20 protein-coding genes and 1 riboswitch are annotated in these 25,472 nt (G+C 73.1%); of the genes, 8 read left to right on the top strand and 12 right to left on the bottom strand.

Annotated elements, in window-relative coordinates; all coding sequences use genetic code 11:
* Positions 1–12: 12 nt before the first annotated feature.
* The 8 genes from AFM16_RS22865 to fahA all read right to left on the bottom strand — a co-directional run bounded on the left by AFM16_RS22865 (position 13) and on the right by fahA (position 9,549).
* A complete protein-coding gene (locus tag AFM16_RS22865) occupies positions 13–2,820 on the bottom strand; it encodes a fumarate reductase/succinate dehydrogenase flavoprotein subunit (protein WP_078634468.1) in 2,808 nt (935 codons plus the stop codon).
* Between the two features lie 38 nt (positions 2,821–2,858).
* Positions 2,859–3,698, bottom strand: a complete 840-nt coding sequence (locus AFM16_RS22870; RefSeq protein WP_078634469.1) for an ABC transporter ATP-binding protein — start codon at positions 3,696–3,698, stop codon at positions 2,859–2,861.
* Entirely contained in the window at positions 3,682–4,551 is an 870-nt protein-coding gene (locus AFM16_RS22875; protein WP_078634470.1) for an ABC transporter permease, read from the bottom strand. The genes AFM16_RS22870 and AFM16_RS22875 overlap by 17 nt, the downstream gene beginning before the upstream one ends.
* Positions 4,548–5,921 carry an ABC transporter substrate-binding protein gene (locus tag AFM16_RS22880; protein ID WP_078634471.1) on the bottom strand — a complete coding sequence of 458 codons (1,374 nt, stop codon included), beginning with the start codon at positions 5,919–5,921 and terminating at the stop codon, positions 4,548–4,550. Before AFM16_RS22880 ends, AFM16_RS22875 begins: the two co-directional genes overlap by 4 nt.
* 26 nt (positions 5,922–5,947) lie before the next feature.
* A complete protein-coding gene (locus AFM16_RS22885; protein WP_030790138.1) occupies positions 5,948–6,175 on the bottom strand; it encodes a 4Fe-4S dicluster domain-containing protein in 228 nt (75 codons plus the stop codon).
* 36 nt (positions 6,176–6,211) lie between these two features.
* Entirely contained in the window at positions 6,212–7,000 is a 789-nt protein-coding gene (locus AFM16_RS22890) for a GntR family transcriptional regulator (protein ID WP_030790135.1), read from the bottom strand.
* A 163-nt stretch (positions 7,001–7,163) separates the two neighbouring features.
* A complete protein-coding gene (locus AFM16_RS22895) occupies positions 7,164–8,102 on the bottom strand; it encodes a M56 family metallopeptidase (protein ID WP_030790133.1) in 939 nt (312 codons plus the stop codon).
* A 235-nt stretch (positions 8,103–8,337) separates the two neighbouring features.
* The gene (gene fahA / locus AFM16_RS22900) at positions 8,338–9,549 is read right to left on the bottom strand and encodes a fumarylacetoacetase (protein WP_078634472.1); all 1,212 of its coding nucleotides are present in this window, start codon (positions 9,547–9,549) and stop codon (positions 8,338–8,340) included.
* A 352-nt stretch (positions 9,550–9,901) separates the two neighbouring features.
* Between fahA and AFM16_RS22905 the strand changes: the two genes are divergently transcribed.
* The 5 genes from AFM16_RS22905 (at position 9,902) to AFM16_RS22925 (ending at position 17,170) form a co-directional block, all read left to right on the top strand.
* A complete protein-coding gene (locus AFM16_RS22905) occupies positions 9,902–11,140 on the top strand; it encodes a DegT/DnrJ/EryC1/StrS family aminotransferase (RefSeq protein ID WP_078634473.1) in 1,239 nt (412 codons plus the stop codon).
* The gene (locus AFM16_RS22910; RefSeq protein ID WP_435837647.1) at positions 11,133–13,697 is read left to right on the top strand and encodes a lipopolysaccharide biosynthesis protein; all 2,565 of its coding nucleotides are present in this window, start codon (positions 11,133–11,135) and stop codon (positions 13,695–13,697) included. Before AFM16_RS22905 ends, AFM16_RS22910 begins: the two co-directional genes overlap by 8 nt.
* 142 nt (positions 13,698–13,839) lie before the next feature.
* The gene (locus AFM16_RS22915) at positions 13,840–15,663 is read left to right on the top strand and encodes a glycosyltransferase (protein WP_078634474.1); all 1,824 of its coding nucleotides are present in this window, start codon (positions 13,840–13,842) and stop codon (positions 15,661–15,663) included.
* Positions 15,660–16,085: a hypothetical protein gene (locus AFM16_RS22920; protein ID WP_078634475.1), complete on the top strand. Its 426-nt coding sequence runs from the start codon at positions 15,660–15,662 to the stop codon at positions 16,083–16,085. The genes AFM16_RS22915 and AFM16_RS22920 overlap by 4 nt, the downstream gene beginning before the upstream one ends.
* The gene (locus tag AFM16_RS22925; protein WP_245177774.1) at positions 16,082–17,170 is read left to right on the top strand and encodes a glycosyl hydrolase; all 1,089 of its coding nucleotides are present in this window, start codon (positions 16,082–16,084) and stop codon (positions 17,168–17,170) included. Before AFM16_RS22920 ends, AFM16_RS22925 begins: the two co-directional genes overlap by 4 nt.
* 19 nt (positions 17,171–17,189) lie before the next feature.
* Here the strand turns inward: AFM16_RS22925 and AFM16_RS22930 are convergent, their stop codons facing one another.
* The 3 genes from AFM16_RS22930 to AFM16_RS22940 all read right to left on the bottom strand — a co-directional run bounded on the left by AFM16_RS22930 (position 17,190) and on the right by AFM16_RS22940 (position 20,540).
* Positions 17,190–18,008 (bottom strand): polysaccharide deacetylase family protein, encoded by an 819-nt coding sequence (locus AFM16_RS22930; RefSeq protein WP_179123300.1) that lies wholly within the window; start codon positions 18,006–18,008, stop codon positions 17,190–17,192.
* On the bottom strand, positions 18,005–19,348 hold the full coding sequence (locus tag AFM16_RS22935; protein WP_245177997.1) for a glycosyltransferase family 2 protein: 1,344 nt from the start codon (positions 19,346–19,348) through the stop codon (positions 18,005–18,007). Before AFM16_RS22935 ends, AFM16_RS22930 begins: the two co-directional genes overlap by 4 nt.
* A 121-nt stretch (positions 19,349–19,469) precedes the next feature.
* Positions 19,470–20,540, bottom strand: a complete 1,071-nt coding sequence (locus AFM16_RS22940; RefSeq protein WP_370628146.1) for a GNAT family N-acetyltransferase — start codon at positions 20,538–20,540, stop codon at positions 19,470–19,472.
* Positions 20,541–20,829: 289 nt separating this feature from the next.
* Here AFM16_RS22940 and AFM16_RS22945 point away from each other — a divergent pair, with 289 nt between their 5' ends.
* Complete coding sequence (locus AFM16_RS22945; protein WP_030790105.1) at positions 20,830–21,654, top strand: HAD family hydrolase; 825 nt, start codon at positions 20,830–20,832, stop codon at positions 21,652–21,654.
* Positions 21,655–21,683: 29 nt separating this feature from the next.
* Here the strand turns inward: AFM16_RS22945 and AFM16_RS22950 are convergent, their stop codons facing one another.
* A complete protein-coding gene (locus AFM16_RS22950) occupies positions 21,684–22,169 on the bottom strand; it encodes a transglycosylase SLT domain-containing protein (protein ID WP_078634478.1) in 486 nt (161 codons plus the stop codon).
* A 3-nt stretch (positions 22,170–22,172) separates the two neighbouring features.
* Positions 22,173–22,381, bottom strand: a riboswitch (cyclic di-AMP (ydaO/yuaA leader).
* A 534-nt stretch (positions 22,382–22,915) separates the two neighbouring features.
* Between AFM16_RS22950 and AFM16_RS22955 the strand changes: the two genes are divergently transcribed.
* Both AFM16_RS22955 and AFM16_RS22960 read left to right on the top strand, forming a co-directional pair.
* Positions 22,916–23,926, top strand: a complete 1,011-nt coding sequence (locus AFM16_RS22955; RefSeq protein ID WP_030790099.1) for a polyprenyl synthetase family protein — start codon at positions 22,916–22,918, stop codon at positions 23,924–23,926.
* A 295-nt stretch (positions 23,927–24,221) separates the two neighbouring features.
* Positions 24,222–25,472, top strand: coding sequence for a LolA family protein (locus tag AFM16_RS22960; protein ID WP_078634479.1), 1,251 nt, complete (start codon positions 24,222–24,224; stop codon positions 25,470–25,472).

Consider the following 25,472-nt stretch of genomic DNA (forward strand, 5'->3'; position numbering starts at 1 on the left):
GCCCGGTGCGCCTCAGAGCGCCCGGCTCGCGTACGCCCTGACGTCCGCGTCCGAGTCCGTCGTCGCCGTGGCCAGGGCGGCGCGGGCGTCGCCGGTGGCGCGGTGCCGGGTCAGCGCCAGGACGGCGGCCTTGCGGACGTCGGCGTTCGCGTCGGCCAGCGCCTTGGCGAGGACCGGGACGGCCGTGCCGGGGTCCGCGACGGACAGCGCGGTGGCGGCGCCGACCCGGACCTGCCAGGCCGGATCGGTGAGCGCGGCGACGGCCCGCCGGGCGAGCGGCGCCGGGCAGCCGGCCGCGGCCAGCGCGCCGAGGGCGGCGCCGCGGACCAGCGCGTCCGGGTCCTCGCCGAGCCGGTCCAGGGTGCCCGAGAGCAGCTCCCGGGCGCCCGGCGCGAGCGGCTCCGAGGCGACCGAGGCCAGGGCCTTGGCCACGCTCACCCGGACCTCCCGGGAGGCGTCGTCCGCAGCCCCGGCCAGCAGTTCGACCGCGTCGACCGACACCAGCGCGCGCACCGCCTCGATCCGGACCGTGACGTCCGGGTCGTCCAGCGGGCCGGCGAACAGCACGGCGTCGCCCAGGCGCAGGGCGCGCAGCACATCGAGGGCGGCGGCGCGGACGACCGGGTCGGCCTCGGTGAGCGCGGCCGCCAGGGCGTCCCGCAGCGCGGGGTCCGGCGGGAGGGTCTCCACCAGTTCGCGCAGGGAGGCGGCCGCCGCGGCGCGCACCTCGCCGTCGGGGTCGGCGAGAGCACCGGCCAGGGCCTGCCCGGTGCCGGGCGGCAGGGTCTCGGTGAGGACGGCGACCGCGGTCCGCCGCACCGCCGGGTCGGGGTCGGTCAGATACGGCTCGACGAGGGCGAGTTCGGGTTCCTCCTCGGCGAGGGCGAGCAGTTCGAGGAGGCGGGGGGAGGTGCCCGTACGCGGGCTGTCCGGGTGGGCGGGAACGGTGTCCTGCGCGGACGCCGCTCCGGACGTCGGTCCGGAGGCCACCGGGGCCACGTCCCGGGAGCCGGCGGTCGCCACGTCCTCGGGGTGGACCTCCCCGAGCCGCCGGGACGGGCCGCCGACGGGGGCGAACTCGTCCACCGGAACCAGATAGGGAGCCACGGGACGGGCCGTGAACTCCATCGCACCGGAGGGGGACTTGTGCAGATCGAGGTGGTGGAACCAGGACGCGTCGTCGCGCGCCGGATGGTCGAGACGTTCGTGGTAGAGGCCCCAGCGGGACTCCGTGCGCGCCAGGGAGGCGCGCGCGGCCATCTCCGCGCAGTCGCGGATGAAGGTGACCTCCGCGCACCGCATCAGCTCGTGCGCGGTGGTGGCGCCCATCGCCGCGATGTCGTCGCGCATCCGCTCGAACGCCTCCAGGGCCAGGGACAGCCGCGCACCGGACTTCGGCGGAGCCACGTAGTCGTTCACGAAGCGGCGCAGCTTGTACTCGACCTGGGGCTGCGGCGGGCCCTCAGGATGGCGCAGCGGACGGTAGATCAGCTCGTGCGCCTCCCGGAGCTGCTCGGCCGGCAGTTCACCGGCGTACGGCGCGTACCGTGCCGCGTCGGCGCCGGCCAGCTCGCCGAAGACGAACGCTCCGATCATGTAGTTGTGCGGGACGCACGCCAGGTCCCCGGCCGCGTACAGCCGGGGCACGGTCGTACGGGCGTGGTCGTCGACCCGTACGCCCGAGGCGGAGTGGCCGCCGCACAGGCCGATCTCGGAGATGTGCATCTCGATGTCATGGGTGCGGTAGTCGTGCCCGCGGCCGGCGTGGAAGGTGCCGCGCGTGGGGCGCTCGGTGGAGTGCAGGATCGACTCCAGGGCGGAGACCGACTCCTCCGGGAGATGGCTCAGCTTCAGGTACACCGGGCCCCGGTCCGAGGCGACCTCGGCGGCGAACTCCGCCATCATCTGGCCCGACCAGTAGTCGGAGTCGACGAAGCGTTCGCCGTGCCGGTTGACCTGGTAGCCGCCGAAGGGGTTGGCGACGTACGCGCAGGCCGGGCCGTTGTAGTCCTTGATCAGCGGGTTGATCTGGAAGCACTCGATGCCGGTCAGCTCGGCGCCCGCGTGGTAGGCCATCGCGTAGCCGTCACCGGCGTTGGTGGGGTTCTCGTACGTGCCGTACAGGTAGCCGGAGGCGGGCAGCCCGAGGCGGCCGCAGGCGCCGGTCGCGAGGATCACCGCACCCGCGCGGACGGTGACGAAGGCACCCGTGCGCGTGTGGAAGCCCGCCGCGCCGACGGCCCGCCCCCCGGCGGTCAGCACCCGCACCGGCATCACCCGGTTCTCGATGCGGATCCGCTCCCGCATCTCGCGCCGCCGCAACTGCCGGTAGAGGACCTTCTTGACGTCCTTGCCCTCCGGCATCGGCAGCACGTACGAGCCGGAGCGGTGCACCTGACGGACCGCGTACTCGCCGTGCTCGTCCTTCTCGAACTTCACGCCGTACGACTCCAGCCGCTGCACCATGGCGAAGCCCCGGGTCGCGGTCTGGCGGACGGTGGACTGGTCGACGATGCCGTCGTTGGCGCGGGTGATCTCGGCGACGTAGTCGTCGGGCTCGGCGCGGCCGGGGACGACCGCGTTGTTGACGCCGTCCATGCCCATGGCGAGCGCGCCCGAGTGCCGGACGTGGGCCTTCTCCAGGAGCAGGACGTCCGCACCGTGCTCGGCGGCGGTCAGGGCCGCCATCGTGCCGGCTGTGCCGCCGCCGATGACGAGCACGTCGCAGGTCAGCTCCTCGGCGTCGCCGAGCGCGGGGATCTGGAGGGGGGTGTCCACCGGGGTGCCTTTCGGAGGCTCGGGATGCGGATGGCCGGACATCAGGTGCTCGGGTTTCAGAGGCTCGTGCTCGGAGAGTTTCAGAGGCTCGTGCTCGGAGACGTCAGGACGTCGCGCCGCAGGGCCACCCGCGCGGGGTCGTCGTGCGCACCGCGCTCCCGCGGCCGCGGCACGTCCCGTACGGCGGTGAGGCGGCCCGCGCCGAGGAGGGCCACGCGGTCGCCGAGGAACAGCGCCTCGTCCACGTCGTGGGTGACGAACACGACGGTCGCGCCGGTCCCGCGCAACACCTCGACCAGCAGGTCCTGCATGCCGGCCCGGGTCTGTGCGTCGAGGGCGCCGAAGGGTTCGTCCATGAGGACGGCGCGGGGTGCTCCCGCCAGGGCGCGGGCGAGCTGGGCGCGCTGGCGCTGGCCGCCGGAGACACGGTGCGGCAACCGCCGGGTGTGCTCGGCGAGTCCGACCCGGGACAGCCACGACTCGGCCTGGGCGCGGCGTTCGGGGCGCGGCAGCCGACGGATGGCGAGCGGGAGTTCGACGTTCGCCCGCAGGGTGCGCCAGGGCAGCAGCGCGTCCTCCTGGAAGACCAGGGCGCGGTCGGCGCCGGGCCCGGTCAGCGGACGCGCGTCCTGGGTGACCTCCCCGGCGAGCGGCGCCAGCAGCCCGGCCAGGGTGCGCAGCAGCGTGGACTTGCCGCAGCCGGACGGGCCGACGACGGTGAGGATCTCGCCGGGGGCCACGTCGAGGTCGACGTCGTGCAGCACGGGCGCGCCGGGGCGGCCGAGGGTGGCGCCGCGCAGCGTGAGACGCGCGCCGGGCGGGGACGGCGGGCGGCCACCGGCCGCCTCTGCCGCGCCGGTGTCGGTGTCGGTGTCGGTGGGGCGGGTCTCGGCCGTGTGGACGTCAGACGAGCTGGTCATGGGGGACTCCCTTCTCCGGCGCGGAGCCGGCCGGTACGGAGGAGGGGGCGGCGGTGCCGGGGGCCCGGCGCGGGGCACGGGGGCCGGGGACGTAGGAGGTTCGCGGCAGCCAGTGGGTGAGGCGGCGGCCGAGGAGCTCCACCGCCGTGGAGGTGAGCCAGCCGAGGACGCCGATGGTGACCATGCCGACGAACACACCGGGGTAGTCGACGACGGTGTAGTCCTGCCAGGTGCGGTAGCCGACGCCGTACTGGCCGGAGATCATCTCGGCGGAGATCACACAGATCCACGACACGCCGATGCCCACGGACAGGCCGCCGAAGATGCCGGGCAGCGCGCCCGGCAGGACGACCGAGCCGAGGATCCGCCACCGGCCGCCGCCCAGGGTGCTCACGGCCTCCTCCCAGACGGGGTTCAGCGCGCGGACCGCGTGCCGGGTCGAGACCAGCACCGGGAAGAAGGCGGCGGTGAAGGTGATGAAGACGATGCCCTGTTCGTTGGAGGGGAAGAGGAGGATCGCGACGGGCACCAGCGCGATGGCGGGGACGGGCCGGACCACTTCGAGGACCGTGCCGAGCAGATCCTCGGCGAGCCGCGAGCGCGCCACCAGCACGCCGGTGGCCACCCCGAGGACGGCGGCGAGCAGGAAGCCGGTGAGGATCCGGGTCAGGCTGTCGGTGAGGTCGGTCCAGTAGTCGTCACCGGCCAGCCGGTCGGCGAAGGCCCGCGCGATGTCGGCGACGGTGGGGAACTGCGAGAAGCGCAGCCAGAGGTCGACGTCCAGGCCGGTCAGGAGCTGCCACAGGCCGAGCGCGGCGGCCACGGAGGCGGCGCGCAGCGCGTACCGGCTCATGACGCCAGCTCCAGCGCGTCGGCGTACGTGACGACGCGCGCGCCGCCGTGGGCGTCGACGTACGCCCGCGCGGTGGCCGGGGCGACGAACGGCAGCAGGTTCTCGCCGTCGGCCACCCACACGGCCCGGTCGGCGAACCACAGGGTGCCGGTGGTGGCGTCGGGGACGTACGCGGCGCGGATGCCGTCCTTGTGGCCGGCGACATGGGCGAGCAGGCCGGCGGGGGTGGTGAAGGTGCGCGTCTCGGTGGCGCCCTTCGGCCACACCTCGCTCGCGGCCGGCGGGGGCGTGGCGGTGAGCCGCTCGGCGTACGACGCGCCGAGCGCCCGCTTCACGTACCGGTCGTCGACGAAGGCGTCCACGTCGATGTCGCCGGTCAGCTTCGCCGCCTTGAGGACGGACACGTCCTCCTTCAGGGCGGCGACCAGTTGGGGCTTGACGGTGGGGTCGAAGGTGGAGATGCCGTGCGCGCCGTTGTAGAGGTAGACGACCTCGGCGGGCAGGCCGGTCGCCTTCGCGACGCTCTCGGCGGCGGCCACCGGGTGCTCGTCGAGATAGGCGGTGGCCTCCGCCTGGGCCTTGAGGAACGCCTCCAGGACGGCGGGGCGCTTCTTCGCGAAGTCCTCGCGGGCGGTGACGCCGTGGAAGGTCGGCAGGTCCAACTGGGCGCCGTCGTACAGGGCCTTCGCCTTGCCCTGGAAGGCGAGCAGGCCGGGCCAGGCGACGAACTGCGAGAGCGCGTCGGCGCTTCCGGCGGACAGCGCGGAAGCACCCACGGCGGGCTGCTGGTTGAGCTTCTCGATGCCGTCGACGGGGTCGATGCCGGCGCGCTGGAGGGCGCGGACGAGGGTGCCGTCGGCCGCCGAACCGACGCTCGTGGAGACCTTCTTGCCCTTGAGGTCCTTGAGGGAGGTCAGCTCGGAGTCCGGTGCGGTGACGATGGTGTTGAGGCCGCCGCGCAGGTTGTAGCCGGTGACCGAGACCAGGTGGGTGGGCTTGCCGAGCTGCTTGCCGCGGGCGGCGTTGATGAGCAGCGGGAAGTCGCCCATCGAGCCGATGTCGATCTTCCCGGCGGTCATCTGCGCGGTGATCGGGGCGCCGGTGGCGTAGTCCTGCCAGTTCACCTTGTACGTGACGCCGTCGCCCAGGGCGTCGAGCTGTTTCTCGAAGTAGCCGAGGGAGCGCAGGAGGGTGCCGGCCGTGACGGTGTTGATGGTCTTGGACTGGTAGCCGACGGTCACGGTGACCGTGGAGCCGTCACCGGCCTCGGCGCTGCTGCCGCAGGCGGTGAGCGGCAGGAGGAGCAGGGCGGCCGTGGCGGCGGCGGTGATCGTCCGGCGTTTCGAGGGACGCTTCAGGGGGTGCTTCATGGAGTGCTTCATGGGGTTCGGGCCTTTCACCGGAGCAGGTAGGGCATGTTGACCGTGACGGCTCCGGTGGGACAGCGGGCCGCGCACGGGCCGCAGTACCAGCACTCGTCGACATGCATGTACGCCTTGCCGTTGCTCTCGTCGATGGCGAGGGAGTCCAGCGGGCACATGTCCACACAGAGCGTGCAGCCGTCGATGCACTTCGACTCGTCGATGGTCACGGGCACGTCGGCCCGCTGGGGCACCAAGGGCATGGCTGTCTCCAGGAAAGTCCCGACGACGCGGGTGGATCAGAGGGAGCGGTGCAGGAGGCCGCTCATCGAGATGCGGTCGCCGCGGAAGCGGATGAACTCCAGGTCGACGGGGCGGCCGTCGGCGAGGTGGGTGAGGCGTTCCAGCATGAGGACGGCGGCGCCGCGCGGCGCTTCGAGTACGGCGGCGGAGTTGGCGTCCGCGTTCACCGCCTCCAGGGTGATCTCGGCGTGGCCGAGCCGTCGGCCGGTGATGGCCTCCAGGAGGCGGAAGACGTCGTTGTTCTCCAGATCGGCGCCGAGCAGGGCGGCACCGATGTCGAGCGGGATGTAGGTGAGGTCGAGTGAGAGGGGGAGGCCGTTGAGGCGGCGCAGCCGTTCGATGTAGAGGACGTCGGAACCGGCGGGCACCCGGAGGCGGTCGGCGACCGGGGCGGGCGCGGCGACGGGGCCCATGGTGCGGACCTCGTTGGTGACTTGGCCGTGTTCGCGCAGGGTCTCCGCGAGTCCCATCAGCCGGTCCAGGCCGTGCGGGTACTTCTCGGCGACCACCACGGTGCCCACTCCGGGCAGCCGTTCCACCAGCCCTTCGGCGCGCAGCAGATCGAGGGCCTGGCGCACGGTGTTGCGGGAGGCCCGGTACTCGGCGGCGAGGGTCGACTCGTGCGGGAGCGTGCCGTCCGGGAAGCCGTCGGTGAGCAGTTGGCGGCGGAGCAGATCGGCGAGCTGACGAGCCGCGTCGGCACGCAGCCGGCGCCGCGCGCGGTGGGCGGCGACGGTGGTCGCGCCTTGTCCGGCGTGGTCGCGGATGCGGTCGGTGGGCGGCATGGTCGGACCATATCTATCCGGTAGGGATAGTGGTGTTGCGGAAGTGTTGCGCCAGTCCCTGAGGCGTCAGGAGGGCCGTTGACCTGGGCTTTCCCGGCCGCGGCGGCGAGATCTGCCACCGCCGCGCGACGCGGGCGGGGCTCGGGCGCGGCTCGGGTCGGGCTCAGGTGAGGGCGGTCAGGCCCGGCGCGAAGGTGATGAGCAGGGGCAGCAGCGGGACCAGGGCGGCCGCCGTCGTCGTCAGGGCGCGGTGGCGGCGCGGCAGGCGTGGGGGCGGCTGGAGGAGCCGGTCGACCCGTTCGCCGAGGAGCCGGTGGCTGGAGGCGCAGGACAGGACGCCCCGGTGCTGGTTCAGCTCGATCAGGGCGAGCGCGGTGGTCAGGTGACCGCAGCGCCGGGACGCGGTGTCGTCCGCGGCGAGTTCGACCAGGCGGTGGGTCTGGTCGCAGAAGTGGGCGAAGAGCGGAACCCGGGGGAAGCCGGTGGCGAGGGCGGTGGACAGGTGGAGCAGCCAGTCGTGGTGGGCGCGGGCATGGCCCCGCTCATGGGTGAGGACGGCGTCCAACTGGTGGGAGGTCAGGCGGTGCAGGGCGCCGGTGGTCACGATGAGCCGGGGCGGATGGCCGGGCATCCACCAGGCGTCGGGGTACTCGTCCTCGAGGACCAGCAGCGGGCCCCGGCCGGACGGCAGTCCGCCCGGCAGGTCGGGGGCGCGTTCCCGCAGGTGGGTGCGGGCCAGGACGCGCCGGCGGCGGGCCTCGACCAGTTCGCGGGCCAGCATCGCGGTCGTCCAGGCGGCCCCGCAGGCCAGCGCCAGGGTCAGGGCCACCGCCCAGGGGGAGTTCGCGGAGAGGCCGTACGCCTCCGTCACGGCGGGCGGCGCGGGGGCGAACACCCGCGTGCGGACGGTGTGGAAGACGGCGGCGGCGCCCAGCACCAGGGCGGTCAGACAGCACAGCAGGACCGTGGCGACCAGGCACTGCCACACCCACAGCCCCACCACCGGTTCCCGCTCGGGCCAGGCGGCCCGGGTCAGCGCGCGCGGGACCGGCACGGCGGCCGTCAGGGCGACGACGCTCAGCAGGAGCAGGCAGACGGTCATGCCGGGGGCTCCGGATCCTGGTCGGCGGGCGAGGACGAAGTACGGGTCCGAACGCCGGGATCGCGTGCCGGTGCCGGCGGGCGGCGGGATCGGTACGAGGACCGGGCCCGCCGCCAGTATGACGGCGGGCCCGGCCGGAGTCAGCCCGCTGACAGCAGGCCGTCGCACCGCCGTGCGGGACGGCACGGGAGCGGCGTCACCCCGCCCGGTGCCGCCGCCGGTGCCTTCGCCGGTGTCACCCCGCCGCGATCCGGCCGCTCACCTCGCCCAGGCCGACACGAACGCCGCCCGGTCCCGGGGCCCAGGCCGACAGGGTGACGACATCGCCGTCCTCCAGGAACGCGCGCTTGCCGTCGGGGAGTTCGAGCGGGTCGCGGCCGTTCCAGGTCAGCTCCAGGAGGGAGCCGCGCTCGTGCTCGTGCGGGCCGCTCACCGTGCCCGACCCGTACAGGTCGCCGGTGCGCAGGGAGGCGCCGTTGACCGTCATGTGGGCGAGCTGCTGGGCGGCCGTCCAGTACATGGAGGAGAAGGGCGGCTCGGAGACGACGTGACCGTTGAGCGCGACGGAGATGCGCAGGTCGTAGCCGGCGGGCTCGGTGGCCGCGTCGTCCAGGTACGGCAGCAGCGGGTGGGTCCGCTCGGGCGGCGTCACCCGGGCGTCCTCCAGGGCCTCCAGCGGGGTGATCCACGCCGACACCGAGGTGGCGAAGGACTTGGCGAGGAACGGGCCGAGGGGGACGTACTCCCACGCCTGGATGTCGCGGGCCGACCAGTCGTTGAGCAGGGTGAGCCCGAAGACGTGCTCACGGAAGTCGCCCAGCGCGACAGACGTGCCGTGCGCCGAGGGGACGCCGACGACGAAGCCGACCTCGGCCTCGATGTCGAGGCGCACGGACGGGCCGAAGACGGGCGCTGCATCGGTGGGCGCCTTGCGCTGGCCCGAGGGCCGGACGATCTCCGTGCCGGAGACGACGACCGTGCCCGCGCGGCCGTGGTAACCGATCGGCAGGTGCTTCCAGTTGGGCAGGAGGCTGTCGCCGCCGTCGGGGCGGAAGATCGCGCCGGCGTTCCGGGCGTGGTGCTCGGAGGAGTAGAAGTCGACGTAGTCGGCGACCTCGAAGGGCAGATGGAGGGTCACCGCCGACAAGGGGTGGAAGAAGGGTTCGACGGTGGCGCGGTGCGCGGGGTCGGTCACCGCCTCCGTCAGGGACCGCCGTACCTCCGACCAGGTCGTACGGCCCGCCGCCAGCAGGGCGTTGAGCGTGGGGCGCGCGAGGAGCGCGGCGTGCGGCGAGCCCAGGGCGCGGGCCGCCGCGGCCGCGTCGAGGACCTGGTCGCCGAGCCGGACGCCGACGGTCCGCTCCGAGGCGCCGGGCAGGGAGAAGACGCCGTACGGAAGGTTGTGCGGGCCGAAGGGGTCGCCCTCGGGGAGGTCGAAGGGGGGCATGGGGTGCTGCCTCTCTTTCGTGCGCCGGTACGCGCGCTCGCTCGTACGTTCTTTCCTACTGCATGGGGTGGTGCGGGTCGTGCTGGGGGTGGTGCGCCGGCCGGGCCGGTGCGCCGGGCCGCGGCACACGTTACGTCCGACCTCGGGGAAGTGGCACGGGGCGGACCGGGAGCGGCGGGTTTCCGGGCCCGTCGCGGGGCCGTCGGCGCTGGCTCTCCGCTTCCGTTCGCCTACCGGAAGTCGCCCTCGAAATGGCCCGCAATCTTGACGGAGCGGTGCGAACAGGGACACTCTGAGCGGGTGCCGGACCGCCTCGGGGAGGGGGCTGTCCCAGGGCACACCTGGGGGGCGGATGGCCATTGGGGAGGCCGGCCTCGGGTCGGCGCGTCATGGGACACGGCCGGATCGGCTGGAAGAGACCATGCGCGGCAGACTCGGCCGGCAGTGCGTGTACGTACCGTCGTGCAGATTCGGGCTGTTCGTGGCCCTGCGCCACTGGTGCCCGCCCGGCGGACGGGTACTGATGTCGCCGGTCAACGACGACGTGATCTTCTTCGTGGTGCTCGCGGCGGGCCTCAGACCCGTGCAGGCGCCGCTGAACCCGCTGGACGCGTCGATCGATGTCGACGCCGTCCCCGACGAGGTCTGGGGCTCGCTCTCCGCGGTCCTCACGACCAACCTGTACGGCAACCCGGACGACGCGCCGCGCCTGCGGGACAAGTGCGACGCGCTGGGCATCCCGCTGTTCGAGGACGGCGCCCACGCGATCGGCAGCGAGGTCGGCGGCCGTCCGGTCGGGGCCTGGGGCGACGCCTCCGTCTTCAGCCTGTCCAAGCATGTCGGTGCCAAGGCCGGGGGCTTCCTCTCCTTCGCCGACCCGGGGCTGCGTGACGCCCTGGAGAAGACCTGCGAGGACCTGCTGCTGCCCGGCCGGATCACCGCGGAACTCGCCTACACCGTCCGCCCGTACGCGGAGGCGGCCGTACGGGGGCTGCGGCTGCGGCGGGCCGCGTGGGCCACGATGCGGCTGCTCGGGCTGATGGAGCGCGAGGAGATCCGGATGCCGCTGCGCCCGGAGGACCTCACCCGTGCCGCCGCCGCGGCGCCGGACCTCACCGCGTACGACTCCTGGGTCAGGGTCGACATGCACGACTACCGGCTGCGCGCCGGGCCGCTGCGCCTGGGGCGCATCCAGCGCAGGCTCGACCGGCTGGACGCGGTGCTGGCCGCCTGCCAGGCCGGCACGGAACGGCTGCTGTCGACGCCCTGGGCCAGACCGCACAGCCGGGTCGGTCCGGTCCGCGCCCAACCGCTGTTCCGGGTACCGCTGTTCGTCGCCGACCGGGACGCGGCGCGGGAGGCGCTCGCGCGGCGGGGCATCGTCGTCGGGTACCTCTACGACCCGCCGCTGGACGACTACGCGGGCGACGGATTCACCGACCCCTCGCCCGATCCGGCCGGCGCCCGCTGGTTCGCCCGGCACGCCCTGCCCGTGGACCCGCTGCGGGCCCGGGAGGTCATCGAGGCACTGGACGAGTCCAAGGCGCGGCCGGCCGAGGTACCGGGAGGGCTGGGACCGACCCGTGGCTGAGACCCAGGCCGAGACCCAGGCCGAGAAGCGGGCCGTGACCCAGGCCGGGACGCAGGCCGGGACGCAGGCCGAGATCGAGGCTCCCGGGCGCCCGGCGCCGCCCGCCGGAAAGGAGGTGACCGGCCCGGAGCCGGAGATGACCGGCCCGGAGCCGGACGACGGCGGCCGCGGTTCGGACTCGCTGTTCAGGAACGCCTACTTCCTGATGCTCAGCACCGGTGTCTCCGCCGTGCTGGGCCTCGGGTTCTGGCTGGTGGCCGCCCGCTACTACACGGAGGAGGCCGTCGGCCAGGGATCCGCCGCGATCGCCGCCATGCGACTGCTCGCCAGCATCACGGCGACCACGATGATCGGCGCCGTCGTCCGCTTCGTGCCGCGCGCGGGCCGCCGTACCGGCTCGCTGGTGTGGCGGGCGTACGCGGCGAGTTCGGTGGTCGTGGCCGTCGCCGCGGTCGTCTTCCTGCTCACCCTCGACCTGTGGGGCGCCTCGTACGCGCCGCTGGGCACACCGGTGGCGGGGGCCGCGTTCGTCGTCGCCTGTGTGGCGTGGGCGCTGCTCACCCTCCAGGACGGGGTGCTGACCGGGCTGCGCAGATCGGGCTGGGTGCCGATCGGCAACGCGGTGTTCTCGATCGGCAAGCTGGTCCTGCTGATCGTCTTCGCCACCCTGCTGCCGGTGCTCGGCATCTTCGTGTCCTGGGCCGCCGCGATCGCGTTCTCGACCCTGCCGCTCGGCTGGCTGATCTTCCGCCGGCTGATCCCGCGCCAGGCCGCCGCCGACCGCGACCTGGAGCCGCCGCGGCTGCGCGAGATGGGCCGCTTCCTGGCCGGGGACTCGCTGGGCGCGCTGTTCAGCCTGGCCATGATCAACCTCTTGCCGGTGATGGTCGCCGTCCGCTTCAGCGCCGCCGAGAACGGCTACTTCTACGTGGCCTACACGGTCGGCGGCACCATGGAGTTCATGGCCATCAACATGGCCTCCTCGCTCACCGCGCACGCCTCGCACGACCCGCGCCACCTCGCCGACGGGGTGCGCGGGGCGCTGCGCCGGATGACGCTGCTGCTGGTGCCGGTGGTGCTGGTGCTGGTGGTGTTCGCGCCGCAGATCCTGACGCCGTTCGACGAGGACTACGCCGAGCACGGCACCACCGTGCTGCGCCTGCTGGCCGCCGGAGCACTGCCCCGGGTCGTGGTCGAGCTGTACATCGGGGTGCTGCGGGTGCAGGGCCGCACCGGGGTGCTCGCCGCGCTCCAGGGCACCATGTGCACGCTGGTGCTGGGCAGCGCGGCGCTGCTCTTCGGCTCGACCGGGATCGCGGGCGCGGGCTGGGCGGTGCTGCTGAGCATGACGCTGATCGCCGTGGTGTCGGTGGTGGGGCTGCGCAGGGCGCTGCGCGCGAGCGACGGGGTGCCGGCCGTGCCGGCCATGCCCGCCATGCCCGCCGTTCCCTCCGAGCCGGCCGACCGGGTGCCCGCCGCGGCCGACGCTGGCACCGGGACGTCGTACGACACCGAGTCGCCGTACGACACCAAGACGTCGTACGGCACCGGTGGCGTGCGGCTCAACGCCACCGCCGGGTACGGCACCACCTGGGCCCGCCGGGCGGCGCACGAGCGGGGGGCGGCCGATCAGGACACGGTCGCGCTGTTCATAGGGCGCCCCGGCTATGAGCGGGAGGCGCTGGAGGCGGACACCCTCGCGGTGATCGTCCGGCCGAGCCCGCAGCCGCAAGGGCGGAGCGGGTCCGCCGCCGGATCACGGGAACCCGTGCCCGCCTACGAGGGGAACGGGCTGTGGTCCGAGCGGTGGCAGCGGCCGTTGCGCGCCGCGCTGTGGGTCCTGCTCGGCGCGGCCGCCGTGGCCTTCGGCTGGGCGCTGCGCGAACTGCCGTGGCTCGGCGGGGTCTCGGGGAGCCTCGCCCGGCCGCTGGAGGGACGGGAGTTGCTGGCCCGGCTGCCCGTTCCGGCCCTCGTCGCCGGTACGGCGCTGCTCGTGCTGTTCGTCGCCGCCGTGACCCTGTCCGTGCGCCGGGAGCCGTGGCTGCCGGGCACCGCGCTGACCGCCGTCGTCCTCGCGCTGTACGCCGTACCGGTGGCGTTCGGACGGGAACCGACCGCCCTCCACGGGACGTTCTACACGCGAACGGCCGATTTCTTCGCGCAGACGCTGGGCCTGCCCGGGCCCGAGCCGCTGCTGCGCTGGGTGCCGCCCGTCTGTCTGCTGCTGTCGCTCGTCGCGTGCTGGCGGCTGCTCGCCCGGCTGGGCGAGCGGCTCGGCGGCCGGCTGCCGTGGGAGGCACGCTGGGCGGTCGTCCTCCTCGCCGCCGTGGGGGGCTGGGCGGGGCGCGAGCCGCTCGCCCCCGTCGCCCTGCCCCTGCTCCTCCTGCTGTTCCTGCTCGTCCTGCTCCTGTCGCTCCACCGTGCCGAGCCGTCGGCGGAGCCCGGCCGGGATCCACACCGTTCGCCCGAGACACCTGCCCCGCAGGAACCGCTCGTCTCGTCCGCGGACGGCAGACCCGGCACCCGCACCCGCACCCGCACCCGAACCAGCGACTGATCACGCTTCAGAGCCGAACCGCCAGGGGGGAACCGTCGTGCGTCCGCCAGCCACACCCACGGAGAGATCCGAACCGGAGCCCGTACCGGGCCACGGCACCACGGTCACCGAGGAGCCCCACGGCCCGGCAGGGGGTGAGCCGGTGACGGACCTCTCCGACCTGCCGCCCGCCCGGCCGTGGCGCTCCTCCGCGCTGTGGCCCGCCGCCGCACTGCTCGCCTCGCTCGCCCTGTGGGGCTACGCGGTGACCCACACCGACGTCTCCGACCTCGGTGACTTCGGCCTGGTCGGCGCCCTGCACCCGGCGTTCTGGGCCGGGCTGGCGCTGCTCACGGCCGGCTTCTGGTTCACCCTGCGCGGGCCGTACCGCCACCCGGCCTGGGCACCGGCGTACGTCGTCGGGCTGCTGGTGATGGAGCGCGCCACCCAGGCCGTGGTCTACCCGACCCCGCTGTACGCGTGGGCGTGGAAGCACGACGCGGTCATCGACCATCTGCTGACCGCGGGCCGGCTCCAGAGCGCGGACGTCGTCGGCGACATGGCCGTCTACGACCAGTGGCCCGGCTTCTTCGCCGCGCAGGCCGCGCTGGTGAAGCTGCTCGGGGTGGACTCCGCCGCGCAGTTCATGGCGTGGTGGCCGCTGGTCTCCAGCCTGATGCTGCTGCTCCCGCTGCTGCTGATGTACCGCACCTTCACCGAGGACCGGCGTCTGGTCTGGCTGGCGGTGTGGATCTTCTCCGTCGCCAACTGGGTCGGCCAGGACTACTTCTCGCCCCAGTCCGTGGCCTTCGCCCTGCACCTCGGCATCCTCGCGATCGTCCTGCGCCGGTACGCCGGCGGCACCAGCGCCGCCACCAGGACGAGTGGGAAGGGCGGCGGCCCGCGCCAGGCCGTCTGGACGGTCCTGCTCACCCTCCTCGTCGTCGCCGTCGTCATCTCGCACCAGCTCACCCCGGGCATGCTCGTGGTCTCGCTGGCCGTCCTGTTCTTCGCCCGCCACTACCGCGACAAGGTCCCCCTGATCACCACCGCCGTGATCTTCCTGGCCTGGTGTCTCACCGCCGCGCTGCCCTTCCTGTCCGCCACGATGCCCGACATGCTCCGCTCCCTCGGCGACATCGGGGGCAACGTCGCCACCGGATACGGCGCGACCCCGACCGGCACCGGAGCGGTGACCACCTCCTGGGTGGCCCGGCTGCTGTCGGGCTCGGTGCTGCTGCTCGCGGCGGTCGGCGCCCTGCGCCAGCCGGTGCTGCGGCACCGCGCCCTGCCCCTGCTGCTGCTCGCGCTGGCCCCGCTGCCGATGTTCGCGGCGAGCAGCTACGGCAGCGAGATGATCTTCCGGGTGCTGATGTTCATGCTGCCCGGCGCCGCCTTCTTCGCCGCGGCGGCCCTGCTGCCCCAGGCGCGCACCCTGACCGCGGTCGAGGCGCAGGGCGCCAGGACCGAGCCCCGCCGGTTCGTCTGGCTGCCGCTGCTCGCGCTCCTCGCCGGCACGCTCGCGTTCGTGCCGAGCTACTCCGGCAAGGACCGCATCAGCTACTTCCCGCCCGCCGAGGTCGACCTCGTACGGCAGGTGATCGACAAGGCGCCGGACGGCTCGCTGGTCGTCGCCGCCGACCGCAACTACCCGCTCGCCTTCGCCGATTACTGGCGGGTGGACCACTACTGGTTCCTCGACGACGCCCGCGAGCACGTCGACCGGATCGTCCGCGAACCGGCCGCCACCCTCGCCCGCGACATGGCCTCGGTGGAGGCGCCGGGCCGCGCCTATGTCCTCTTCACCCGGGGCCAGTTCGCCGACTCCGAGATGAACGGCCTGCTCGACAAGGGCCAGTTGGACCGCATCGAGCGGTCCGTCGCCGCCTCCCCGCTGTTCGAGCGGGTGGCCGGCAACAGCGCGGGATCGGCGTACGCGCTCAGGAACGGGACGGCAACACCGGAGCCGACGGAGGCAGGCCGATGACCCCCCAGGAACTCGTGGTGCGGATGGTGCCCCCGTTCGGCGGCTGGCTCGCCCTCTCCGCGCTCGCGCTGCCCGACGGCTCCGCGCTGCGGGGCGCGGCGATGATCGTGTTCCTGGCGGCGGGGCCGGGCGCCGCCCTCGTCAGAATCTGCGGGCCCGCGCTCGCCGCGCGCCCCGCCGAGGGGCCCGTGGAACGCCGGGACCCGGCCTTCGAACGCCACTCCGACCTGCTGGAGCGGCTGATGCTGATCGTCTTCCTGAGCGTGGCCGTCGCGCTGGTCGTCGCCACGGTGTTCATCGCCACGCACGCCTTCAGCGCGCAGCGGGTCCTGCTGACCCTGACACTGCTCACCACCGTCGCCGCGTTCTGCCCGCGGCTGCGCGCCTCCCCGCCGAGGACTGCGAAGGGTACTGCTCTGTGAGGTCGCCCCACCCTTTCGGCCACAGGAAACGCGTACAACTGGCCCTCGCCGCCCTGCTCTGCGCGGTCCTCACCGCCGTGCTCCTCGTCCACGACAAGGTGGCGCGCGGGTCGGGCGACGGGCGGGACATCGGGTCGCGGCCCGCCGCGACGGGCGGGCCGTGCGCGCCGACGGCGCTGCTCGAACCGCCCTGCGGGGCCTGGTTCGGCGCGTTCGTGCCGCACCACAAGGGAAACCTGTCCGGCAAGGTCCGCGACTACGAGAAGAAGATCGGCCGCAAGCTCGACATCGTCTACACGTACCACGACATGTCACTGGTCCAAGGGTCCCGGCTGGAGGGGCAGTTGCTGACCGAGGAGGAGCGGCGCGTCGCGGCCGACGGCCATCTGCTGCTGCTCTCCTGGGAGAGCAAGTGGTGGGGCGGCACGGCGGCGCAGCAGCCCACCTGGAAGCAGATCGCGGACGGCGAACTCGACGAGTCCGTCATCGACGTCCAGGCCCGGCGCGTCAAGGAGTACGGCGAGAAGGTCTTCCTCTCCTTCGACCTGGAGATGGACACCCGCACCCCGGACAACGGCACCCCCGAGGACTACGTCAGGGCGTACCGCCACCTCCACGACCGGTTCCGGGAGCTGGGCGTGACCAACGTGGTGTGGACGTGGATCACCACCGGCTATCTCGGTCACGCCGACCTGATCAAGCGCATGTACCCCGGTGACGAGTACGTCGACTGGGTCGCCTACAACCAGTACAACTACTACCTCTGCCACAAGGCCGAATGGCTCTCCTTCGCGCAGACCCAGCGGGCCACCCACGACTGGATCCGCGCGAACATCTCCGACGAGAAGCCCTTGATGCTCTCGGAGTTCGGCACCGCGAACGACACGACCCGGCCGGAGCGGCAGGCGCAGTGGTACGCCGAGGTGCCGCAGGTCCTCAAGGGCCTGACGGGCGTCAAGGCGGCCCTCCAGTGGAACTCCCGCGACCCCGGCCCGCACTGCGATCTGTCGGTGGCCGGCGACCGCGCCTGGGCCGGCCTGCGCGACGCGGTCTCCGACCCCTACCTCAACCAGCCTCTGGGGTAGAAGAGTTGGTCGCGGTGGTTCAGCCGGCGAAGACCGGGCCGCGCACCACCGCGCGGGACCTGCGGTACCAGCGCCACGCCACCGTCTTCGCACTGTCGCGGTACGGCGCGACCCGCGCCCCCCGACCGTCGAGCCAGTCCTCGACCTCGGTGAGCGTATGGCCGCGCCGCACGATCAGCCGCGCGATGCGGTGGTGCTCGTCATGGTCCGAACTCAGCGCGTGGCGTACGGCGGTGGCGGTCTCGTACCCGGCGGCGGCGGCCGTACGGCGCACCCGGCCGCTGTTGTAGCCGTGCGGGTAGGCGAGATGGCGCACATCATGGCCCAAGGTGTCCTCAAGTACCGCGCGGGAGGCGCGCAGTTCGTGCGTCAGCTCCCGGGGCGCGAGGGTGTCGAGCTGGGCGTGGGTGACCGTGTGGCTGCCGATCTCCATGCCGGACTGCTCCAGTCGGACCGTCTCCGCGAGCGTCATCATCGGCGCGGGCGGCAGCAGACTGCGCCCGCCCGGCGCGATCGCGCCGGTGGTGAGGTAGGCGGTGGCGGACAGGTCCCGCGCGGCCAGCGCCTCGGCGGTCGGCCCGGGCAGGTCGGCGAAGCCGTCGTCGAAGGTGAGCAGCACCGGCCGCGCCGGCAGCGGCGCCCGCCCCGCGAGGTGGTCGGCGAGCGCGCTGATGGTGACGGGCGTACGGCCGCTGTCGACGACGGCGTCGAGATGCGCGCCGAACTGCTTCGGCGTGACGGTGAATTCGGCGATCCAGTCCGGCGGGTCCTCCATCACGGCGTGGTAGAGGAACACCGGGATGGCACGGGAGCCGCCCGCGGCCGGGTGGGCGGTCATCGGGACTCCTCGCGAGGGCCGACGGATCCGTCGCCCCGGTCGTCGACGGAAACACCCGCGAAGGAGACAGCCGTGGCGGCGGAGGCGCTTCTCCCCAGAGGCACACCCCGCAACGCCCGCCGCGCCCGCAGATACCCCACCGGCCCGTACAGCATCCCCCGCCGCTGCAACCGCGACAGCCGCCGCGGCCAGGCGTGTGTGCGGGAGTCGTGCCCACCGGGCACATCCGTCACCGGTGAACCGCCGTCCGCCCCCGTCGCACCGCCGTCCGCCGCCCGGCTCGCCGTGAGGCTCCGCGCGTACGCCGCCCCCCGCGGCAGCCGCGCCAGGAACGCCGGCAGCAGCGCGGGCCTGTTGACCAGGACCGCCGTGAGATAGGCGGTGAGGCCGGCGCCGTAGCCGAACGCCTGGGACTCCAGATCGCGCCAGGTCTCCCGGTGGTGGTGCCAGACCAGGGCGCGCGGGGTGTAGTGCAGCCGGTGGCCCTGGGCGAGGACGCGGACGAACCCGTACAGGTCGTCGCCGCCCCGCGCGAGCGTGCCCGCGCCCGTCGCCGGGTCGAAGCCGCCCACCTCGCGCAGCACCGCCGTACGGAAGGCCATGTTGGCGCCGGAGCCGAAGCGGCCCGCGGTGAACGGGAAGAGGGGTTCGTCGGCGGGCGGGTCGTACGGGTCGTAGGTGCGGGCGGTGAAGCCCTTCGCGAAGCCGCCGTGGCTCTCCAGGAGCACCTGGGCCGGGGTGCGCAGCCGGGCCGGCAGGATCAGCCCGGTGGCACAGCCGAGGCCGGGGTCGGCGGCGAACGGCGCGGTGAGTTCGGTGAGCCAGCGCGGATCGGCGACCACGTCGTCGTCGGTGAAGGCGATCACCTCGCCCCGGGCCGCCGCGACGCCCCGGTTGTGCGCGACGGCGAGACCGGGCACGGGCTCGGTCACGTACCGCACCCGCTCGGCGTACTTGTGGGCGACGAGGTCCCGGGTCGTGTCGGTCACGGGCGCGTTGTCCACGACGACGATCTCGAAGTCCGGGTGGTCCTGGGCGAGCAGCGAGTCGAGCGCGTGGGCGAGCTGTTCGGACCGCTCGCGGGTGGCGACGACGACGGTGACGGACGGCACGGTGAGCGCGGAGACGCTCGCGACCGGCCCGCCGCCGTGCTCACGGGCGGCCAGGGCGAGGAGCACCGCCTTCGGATCGGCCCCCTCGGGCACCCGCCCGAGCAGTGTGCCCACCGGCCGGCCGCCCCGCCTGACCAGCACGAACACCTCGCCGTGTGTGACGGGCGGGCTGCCGGGGCCGGGCCGCAGGGAGCCCGCGCCGTCCAGTTCGAGTTCGGCGATCTGCACCGCCCCGATCCCGAGGAACCGGTCGATCTCCTCCTGCACCCTCACGGGCACACGGACATGTACACGTCTCGCGCGGAACATGAACCCCCCTGGTTCGCGAACACCGTCACCGCTCTGACCGTCACGACCGCCGCAGCCGCCCCGCCCCCTTCAGCACCCGTGCCGCCGTCGCCGCGAGCCTCGGCCGGCTGCGCACGAAGTGGTGCGCCCGCCGGGACGGCTCACGGCCGAGCCAGTAGAGCGCGGCGCCCACCCCCGGACGCGTCCACGCCCCCTCGAACACGGGGATCTCCCCGGTCTTCAGCGAGTCCTTGTACTCGGCCGCGCCCCGCCCCAGGTCGAGCAGGCCGATGCCCGCGGCGGCCGCCGCCTCCGCCATCCGCAGATGCAGCACCAGACCCGGCGAGTACTTCGCGAACTCCGTGTCGTACGACGGGAACCAGCACGCCAGCACGGTCGACGACCGCAGGCCGAAGTGCGCCGCGATCGGCTTGTCCCCGGCGTACAGGACGGACAGCGTGCCGGAGCACTCCGGCGCGCGCGTCTCGTGCAGGGTGTGCACGAGCCGGGTGATCCAGGGCTGCGCGAACCGGTCGCGGCGCCCGGTCCTGCGGTACTGGGCGGACTTCCACGCCATGAGCGTGCGCAGCGCCGCCGGATCGCGTTCGTCGAACACGAACCGCAGCTCCCCGACCTGCCGGCCGAGCCTGCGCTCCTTGGCGAGGGTCGTCTTGAGGAACTTCGGCGACTGGGCCCGCAGCACGGACTCGTACGTCTCGTAGCCCTTCTCGACGTCGATGACATAGGCGGTGTACTCGGCCGCCGCGTGCGGCACCAGCAGCCCCTGTTCCGCCTCCAGGTTGTCGAAGGCGAAGCTGGACAGGGAGGCGGCCCGCATCAGTTCGTCGGCGTTCAGCCCGAGGCCGGGGGCCAGGACGGCACCCTGTGCGTCGGAGACGCCGTAGGCGAGGGCCTGGCCGCGGCCGAGGCGCCCGCGCTCATGGGGCAGGAAGCCGACCGGCTCACGCCCCTCGTACACCACCGCGACCCGCGCGCGCGGCCGTACCCGGCCGACGGCGTCGGTGAACTCCGGTTCCATGAACGGGTTGCGGGGCGCGGTCGAGGCGGCCCGCAGGGCGCGCCATCGTTCCCGTTCCCCCTCGCCGAGATCCTTCGGACTCAGCACACGAATGCGCCCACTGCTCAACCTGACCCCCCGATCAAGTCCCCCCTGGACACCTGGACGGTACCGCTCCACACCGGGCGTGCGGTAGGTAGCGGAGCATGTTGTTGCCAACCGGTGCAGAAGGCTTTAACCGGTCTGTACCCGACGATGCGCCGAAACCGGTTCCGGGGCCTTCGACCGGCACCGTGAGCGTCTCCGGTCAACTGTGGCAGGGGAGTTGGCAGAAGCGGACCGGACTTCGCCCTCGTCCGGTTCGCGTCGAGTCCGAGGGGTGCGGGATACGTATTCTCTGATCATGGCCGCACCCCTCGCATATGCCGCGCGCACCGCGTACTCCCTCATCGCCACCGACCTGGACGGAACGCTGCTCCGCGGCGACGACACCTTCTCCGACCGGTCGCTCGACGCGCTCGCGCGGGTGGCGGCCGCCGGCGCACGCCATCTGGTCGTGACGGGCCGACCGGCGCCCCGCGTAAGGCCGTTGCTCGACCGCCTGCACAGCAGGGGGCTCGCGGTGTGCGGCCAGGGCGCGCAGTTGTACGACGCCGGCGCGAACCGACTGCTCTGGTCGGTCACCCTGGACCGGGAGTTGGCCGAGACCGCGCTCGGCAAGATCGAGGCCGAGGTCGGGCAGGTGTACGCGGCCGTCGACCAGGACGGCGTCGACGGGCTCACCCTCATCGAGCCCGGCTACGAGATGCCGCACCCGACCCTTCCGGCGCTGCGCGTCGCCTCCCGGGACGACCTGTGGTGCGAGCCGATCAGCAAGGTGCTGCTGCGCCATCCGGCCCTGTCCGACGACGAGTTGGCGGCGACGGCCCGCTCGGTGGTGGGCTCGCTCGCCACGGTCACCATGTCCGGGCCCGGCACGGTGGAGCTCCAGCCGTGCGGGATCACCAAGGCGACCGGCCTGGCGCTGGCCGCCGAGCACCTCGGCGTCGGCCCGGCGGAGACCGTCGCCTTCGGGGACATGCCCAACGACATCCCGATGTTCGTGTGGGCCGGGCACGGGGTGGCGATGGCCAACGCGCACCCGGAGCTGAAGGCGCTGGCCGACGAGGTGACGACGTCGAACGAGGACGACGGCGTGGCCGTCGTCCTCGAACGTCTCTATCCCTGACCGACTCCCGATCCGGGGGTCGGCTCGGCTCAGTACGCGCCGAACACGTTGTCGATCGAGCCGTAGCGCGCGGCCGCGTAGTTGCAGGCGGCGGTGATGTTGGCGACCGGGTCGAACGGGTCGAACGAGGTCCCGGCCACGTGGTACGCGGTGAAGGTCGGGTCGATCACCTGGAGCAGGCCCTTGGACGGGGTGCCCTTGGCCGCGTTGGAGTCCCACAGGTTGATGGCGGCCGGGTTGCCCGACGACTCGCGGATGATGTTGCGGTGGATGCCGTTGTAGCTGCCCGGGATGCGCTTCTCGGCCATGATCGCGAGCGATTCGCGGATCCAGCCGTCCAGGTTGTTGGGGTACCCGGCGACGGTGGTGCTCGTGTTGCCGGCCGAGGTGGCGGCGGACGCGGTGGTCGCGCCGACGAGCGGCAGGGCGAGCACACCGGCGCCGGCGGCGGCCACGGCGAGGGTGCGGGCGATACGGGTGCGGCGGGTACGGCGGTGCTGAGCGGCAGCGGGCATGACGAGGTTCCTCTCCGGCGCCTGCGAGGTGAGCTGTCGGGTTCGGGCGGGAGCTGCCCGGCCGCGTCCGGACGGACGCGACTTCACCCCGAGCCGTACCGTTGTGTCCGTTTTCGTGGACATTTCGGTAGGGCGACTTACCTGGTTCCCCCGCTCCTGCCATGAGTTCTCGGTGGGTGCCGGGCGGCGGCAGGATTCGGCGTTCCGCTCGACAGGCCGGGAACGTATGCGAGAGCACATGTCCGGAACAAGAGGCCAATTCACAGTTCGGGCCTATTGACCTTGATCAGGGCTCTATGGGGTGCTTGATCCTTTGTGATCGCAAAGCCTCAACTCGCCTGAGTGGCACGAGGAGTCGGGGGGTACCCGCAGGGTGTCGCCCCGCGGGGCCGGACCAGGGGGAGTGAGCCAACTCACCGGCATCCACAAGAGGGGTGAAACGGGCAATAAGCCCATGCTCTGCGTAAAGGGTCGCGGCCCTGTCGGGCTTCCGCATTCCCCCGTATTGCCCACCTTGGATTTGCGGTGAATGTCTCTTCATATCGCCTGATCAGAAACATATCGGTCGGGATCCGACACCGCCCGCCCTGACCAGGGCGCCTCCCGGGCGAGTGCATTCGGGCCCGGGCGGACGTGGGGGCTATCGGTGATCGAAACGTGACCGGATACGCTGACTTGAGTGAGCGCAGAGACCTATCGACAAACCGCGTAATCGCCCGTAGACACCAGCAGACAGGAGACCCCTCGTGACCGTCGTCGAGCCGTTCGGGCTGAGCGTGCGGGACCAGGCTCTGGAAGCCGATGTCCAGGCCGGACTGGCGGCTGTCGAGGAAGGCTTGCTCGAGGCCACCAAGAGTGAGGTTCCGTTCATCACGGAAGCCGCACAGCACCTCCTGCGGGCCGGCGGGAAGCGGTTCCGCCCGCTGCTCGTGATGCTCGCGGCGCGCTTCGGCGACCCGTACGCGCCGGGGGTCGTGCCGTCCGCCGTGGTGGTCGAGCTGACCCATCTGGCGACCCTGTACCACGACGACGTCATGGACGAGGCGGCCGTGCGGCGCGGGGTGCCCAGCGCCAACGCCCGCTGGGGCAACTCCCTCGCCGTCCTCACCGGCGACTTCCTCTTCGCGCGGGCCTCGCACATCCTGGCCGACCTCGGCCCCGAGGCCGTACGGGTCCAGGCCGAGGCGTTCGAGCGGCTGGTCACGGGCCAGATCCTGGAGACCGCGGGACCGGTCGACGGACGGGACCCGGTCGAGCACTACCTCGACGTGCTCGGCGGCAAGACCGGCTCACTGGTCGCGGTCTCCTGCCGCTTCGGCGCGATGATGTCCGGCGCCGACGACACGGTCGTCGACGTGCTCACCCAGTACGGCGAGCGGCTCGGCGTCGCCTTCCAGTTGGCGGACGACGTCCTGGACATCGCCTCCGCCTCCCACGAGTCCGGCAAGACGCCCGGCACCGACCTGCGCGAGGGCGTGCCCACGCTTCCGGTGCTGCGGCTGCGGGAGCGCGCCGCCCGGCAGGGGCTCCCCGAGGACGTCGCGCTGTGCGAGCTGCTCGACTCCGACCTCAGCGACGACGCCCGGCTCGCCGAGGCGGTCGCCGCGCTGCGCGACCACCCGGCGCTGGAGCAGGCCCGCCGGGACACCGTGCGCTACGCCAAGGAGGCGCGCGCCGCACTGGCCCCGCTCCCCGAGTGCGACGCGAAGTCCGCGCTGACGGAGCTGTGCGACGCGGTGGTGCACCGGGCGGGCTGAACCGCCACCGGGGGCTGAACCGCCGTTCCCCTCTCCCGCGGTCCCCCTCCGCTTCCGTCCCTGGTGCGTCGTCGCGCGACCCCTACGGGTCCGGGCGGGCCACCGCCCTCGGTTGTCATACCGGAGGCGTACACGGAGTTGAGTCCTCGGGGTGACGCTTCGTCGGCGCCGATTTGGTCAGATGGACATCACGGAAAACACCACTCCTCACCGATTCGGGTGAGAATGGCGGCTCGGGGTGGGGACGTTCGCACGTGAGAGACCGGCCGCCGCCGACGACGGAGGTAAGGCACACATGGCACCGAACGCAACCGACGACAACACGACCGCCGGGGAGGCAGACGACCTGCGCGTCGGGCGGCGCAAGGCCGTGCGGTACGTCGTCCCGGTCACCGTGGTGGGCGTGGCGGCGGCGACGATCGGGCTGGTCCCGGCGCTCGCCGACTCCGGCGACCCCGACCTGCCGAAGATCACCGCACAGCAGCTCATCGACAAGATCGCCGCGTCGGACGTCGAGCAGTTGTCCGGCACCGTGAAGATCACCACCGACCTGGGCCTGCCCGACCTCGGCGGGCTGGAGAGCGGACTGCTCTCCGGTGCCACCGGCGGCGGCGACGGATCGTCCGCCGACCCGTCCGCCAAGCTCACCGAACTCGCCTCGGGCACCCACACCCTGCGCGTCGCCACCGACGGCCCGGACCGCCAGAAGCTCTCCCTCCTGGAGGACGCGTCCGAGTACAGCGTCATCCACGACGGCAAGGACGTGTGGGGGTACGACAGCGCCTCCAACGAGGTCTACCACTCCACCACCGAGGCGAGCGGAAAGGCGGGGGAGAAGCCTCCGGCCACGCCCGAGGGCCTCACCGAGGAGGCGCTCAAGGCGGTCGACGACACCACGTCGGTGACCGTCGACGGCACGGTCCACGTGGCAGGACGCGACGCCTACCGCCTGGTGATCAAGCCGAAGCAGTCCGGGTCCACGGTCGGCGCGATCAGCATCGCGGTGGACGCGAAGACGGGCCTGCCGCTGAAGTTCACGCTCACCCCGGCGAGCGGCGGCTCCGCCGTCGTGGACGCGGGCTTCACCCAGGTCAGCTTCGCCAAGCCCGCCGCGTCCACCTTCGACTTCACCCCGCCCAAGGGCGCGAAGGTCACCGAGGCGGACGACGTCGAGGCGGCACCGGAGGACCTCGGCGGGTCCCCGCTGCCCGGCGGCGGCCTCGCCGGGGAGCTGGGCGGTCCCGAGGGCGGCCCCGAGGGCGGCCACAAGGTCGTCGGCGAGGGCTGGACCTCGGTGGCCGTCCTGGAGACCGGCGGCGAGGGCGTCCCCTCGGACTCCGAGCTGAACTCCGAACTCGGCTCCGAGGCCGGCGGCGCGCTCAGCGGCTTCCTCGGCTCCTTCGGCGACAAGGTGAACGGCAAGTTCGGCTCCGGCACCGTCTTCTCCACCCGGCTGATCAACGCCCTGGTCACGGACGACGGCACGGTCTACGTCGGCGCCGTCACCAAGGACGCCCTGGTCAAGGCCGCCGACTCGGCGAAGTGA

The organism is Streptomyces antibioticus (genome assembly GCF_002019855.1).
Classification (GTDB): Bacteria; Actinomycetota; Actinomycetes; order Streptomycetales; family Streptomycetaceae; genus Streptomyces; species Streptomyces antibioticus_B.

What these genes read in the sequence shown, in the direction of transcription:
- AFM16_RS22895 (WP_030790133.1), bottom strand. Translation starts at nt 8,102, where the DNA reads ATGACCGTCTGCCTGCTCCTGCTGAGCGTCGTCGCCCTGACGGCCGCC.
- AFM16_RS22950 (WP_078634478.1), bottom strand. Translation starts at nt 22,169, where the DNA reads ATGCCCGCTGCCGCTCAGCACCGCCGTACCCGCCGCACCCGTATCGCC.
- AFM16_RS22875 (WP_078634470.1), bottom strand. Translation starts at nt 4,551, where the DNA reads ATGAGCCGGTACGCGCTGCGCGCCGCCTCCGTGGCCGCCGCGCTCGGC.
- AFM16_RS22865 (WP_078634468.1), bottom strand. Translation starts at nt 2,820, where the DNA reads ATGTCCGGCCATCCGCATCCCGAGCCTCCGAAAGGCACCCCGGTGGAC.
- AFM16_RS22960 (WP_078634479.1), top strand. Translation starts at nt 24,222, where the DNA reads ATGGCACCGAACGCAACCGACGACAACACGACCGCCGGGGAGGCAGAC.
- AFM16_RS22880 (WP_078634471.1), bottom strand. Translation starts at nt 5,921, where the DNA reads ATGAAGCACCCCCTGAAGCGTCCCTCGAAACGCCGGACGATCACCGCC.
- AFM16_RS22870 (WP_078634469.1), bottom strand. Translation starts at nt 3,698, where the DNA reads ATGACCAGCTCGTCTGACGTCCACACGGCCGAGACCCGCCCCACCGAC.
- AFM16_RS22890 (WP_030790135.1), bottom strand. Translation starts at nt 7,000, where the DNA reads ATGCCGCCCACCGACCGCATCCGCGACCACGCCGGACAAGGCGCGACC.
- AFM16_RS22885 (WP_030790138.1), bottom strand. Translation starts at nt 6,175, where the DNA reads ATGCCCTTGGTGCCCCAGCGGGCCGACGTGCCCGTGACCATCGACGAG.
- AFM16_RS22945 (WP_030790105.1), top strand. Translation starts at nt 20,830, where the DNA reads ATGGCCGCACCCCTCGCATATGCCGCGCGCACCGCGTACTCCCTCATC.
- AFM16_RS22905 (WP_078634473.1), top strand. Translation starts at nt 9,902, where the DNA reads ATGGCCATTGGGGAGGCCGGCCTCGGGTCGGCGCGTCATGGGACACGG.
- fahA (WP_078634472.1), bottom strand. Translation starts at nt 9,549, where the DNA reads ATGCCCCCCTTCGACCTCCCCGAGGGCGACCCCTTCGGCCCGCACAAC.
- AFM16_RS22920 (WP_078634475.1), top strand. Translation starts at nt 15,660, where the DNA reads ATGACCCCCCAGGAACTCGTGGTGCGGATGGTGCCCCCGTTCGGCGGC.
- AFM16_RS22930 (WP_179123300.1), bottom strand. Translation starts at nt 18,008, where the DNA reads ATGACCGCCCACCCGGCCGCGGGCGGCTCCCGTGCCATCCCGGTGTTC.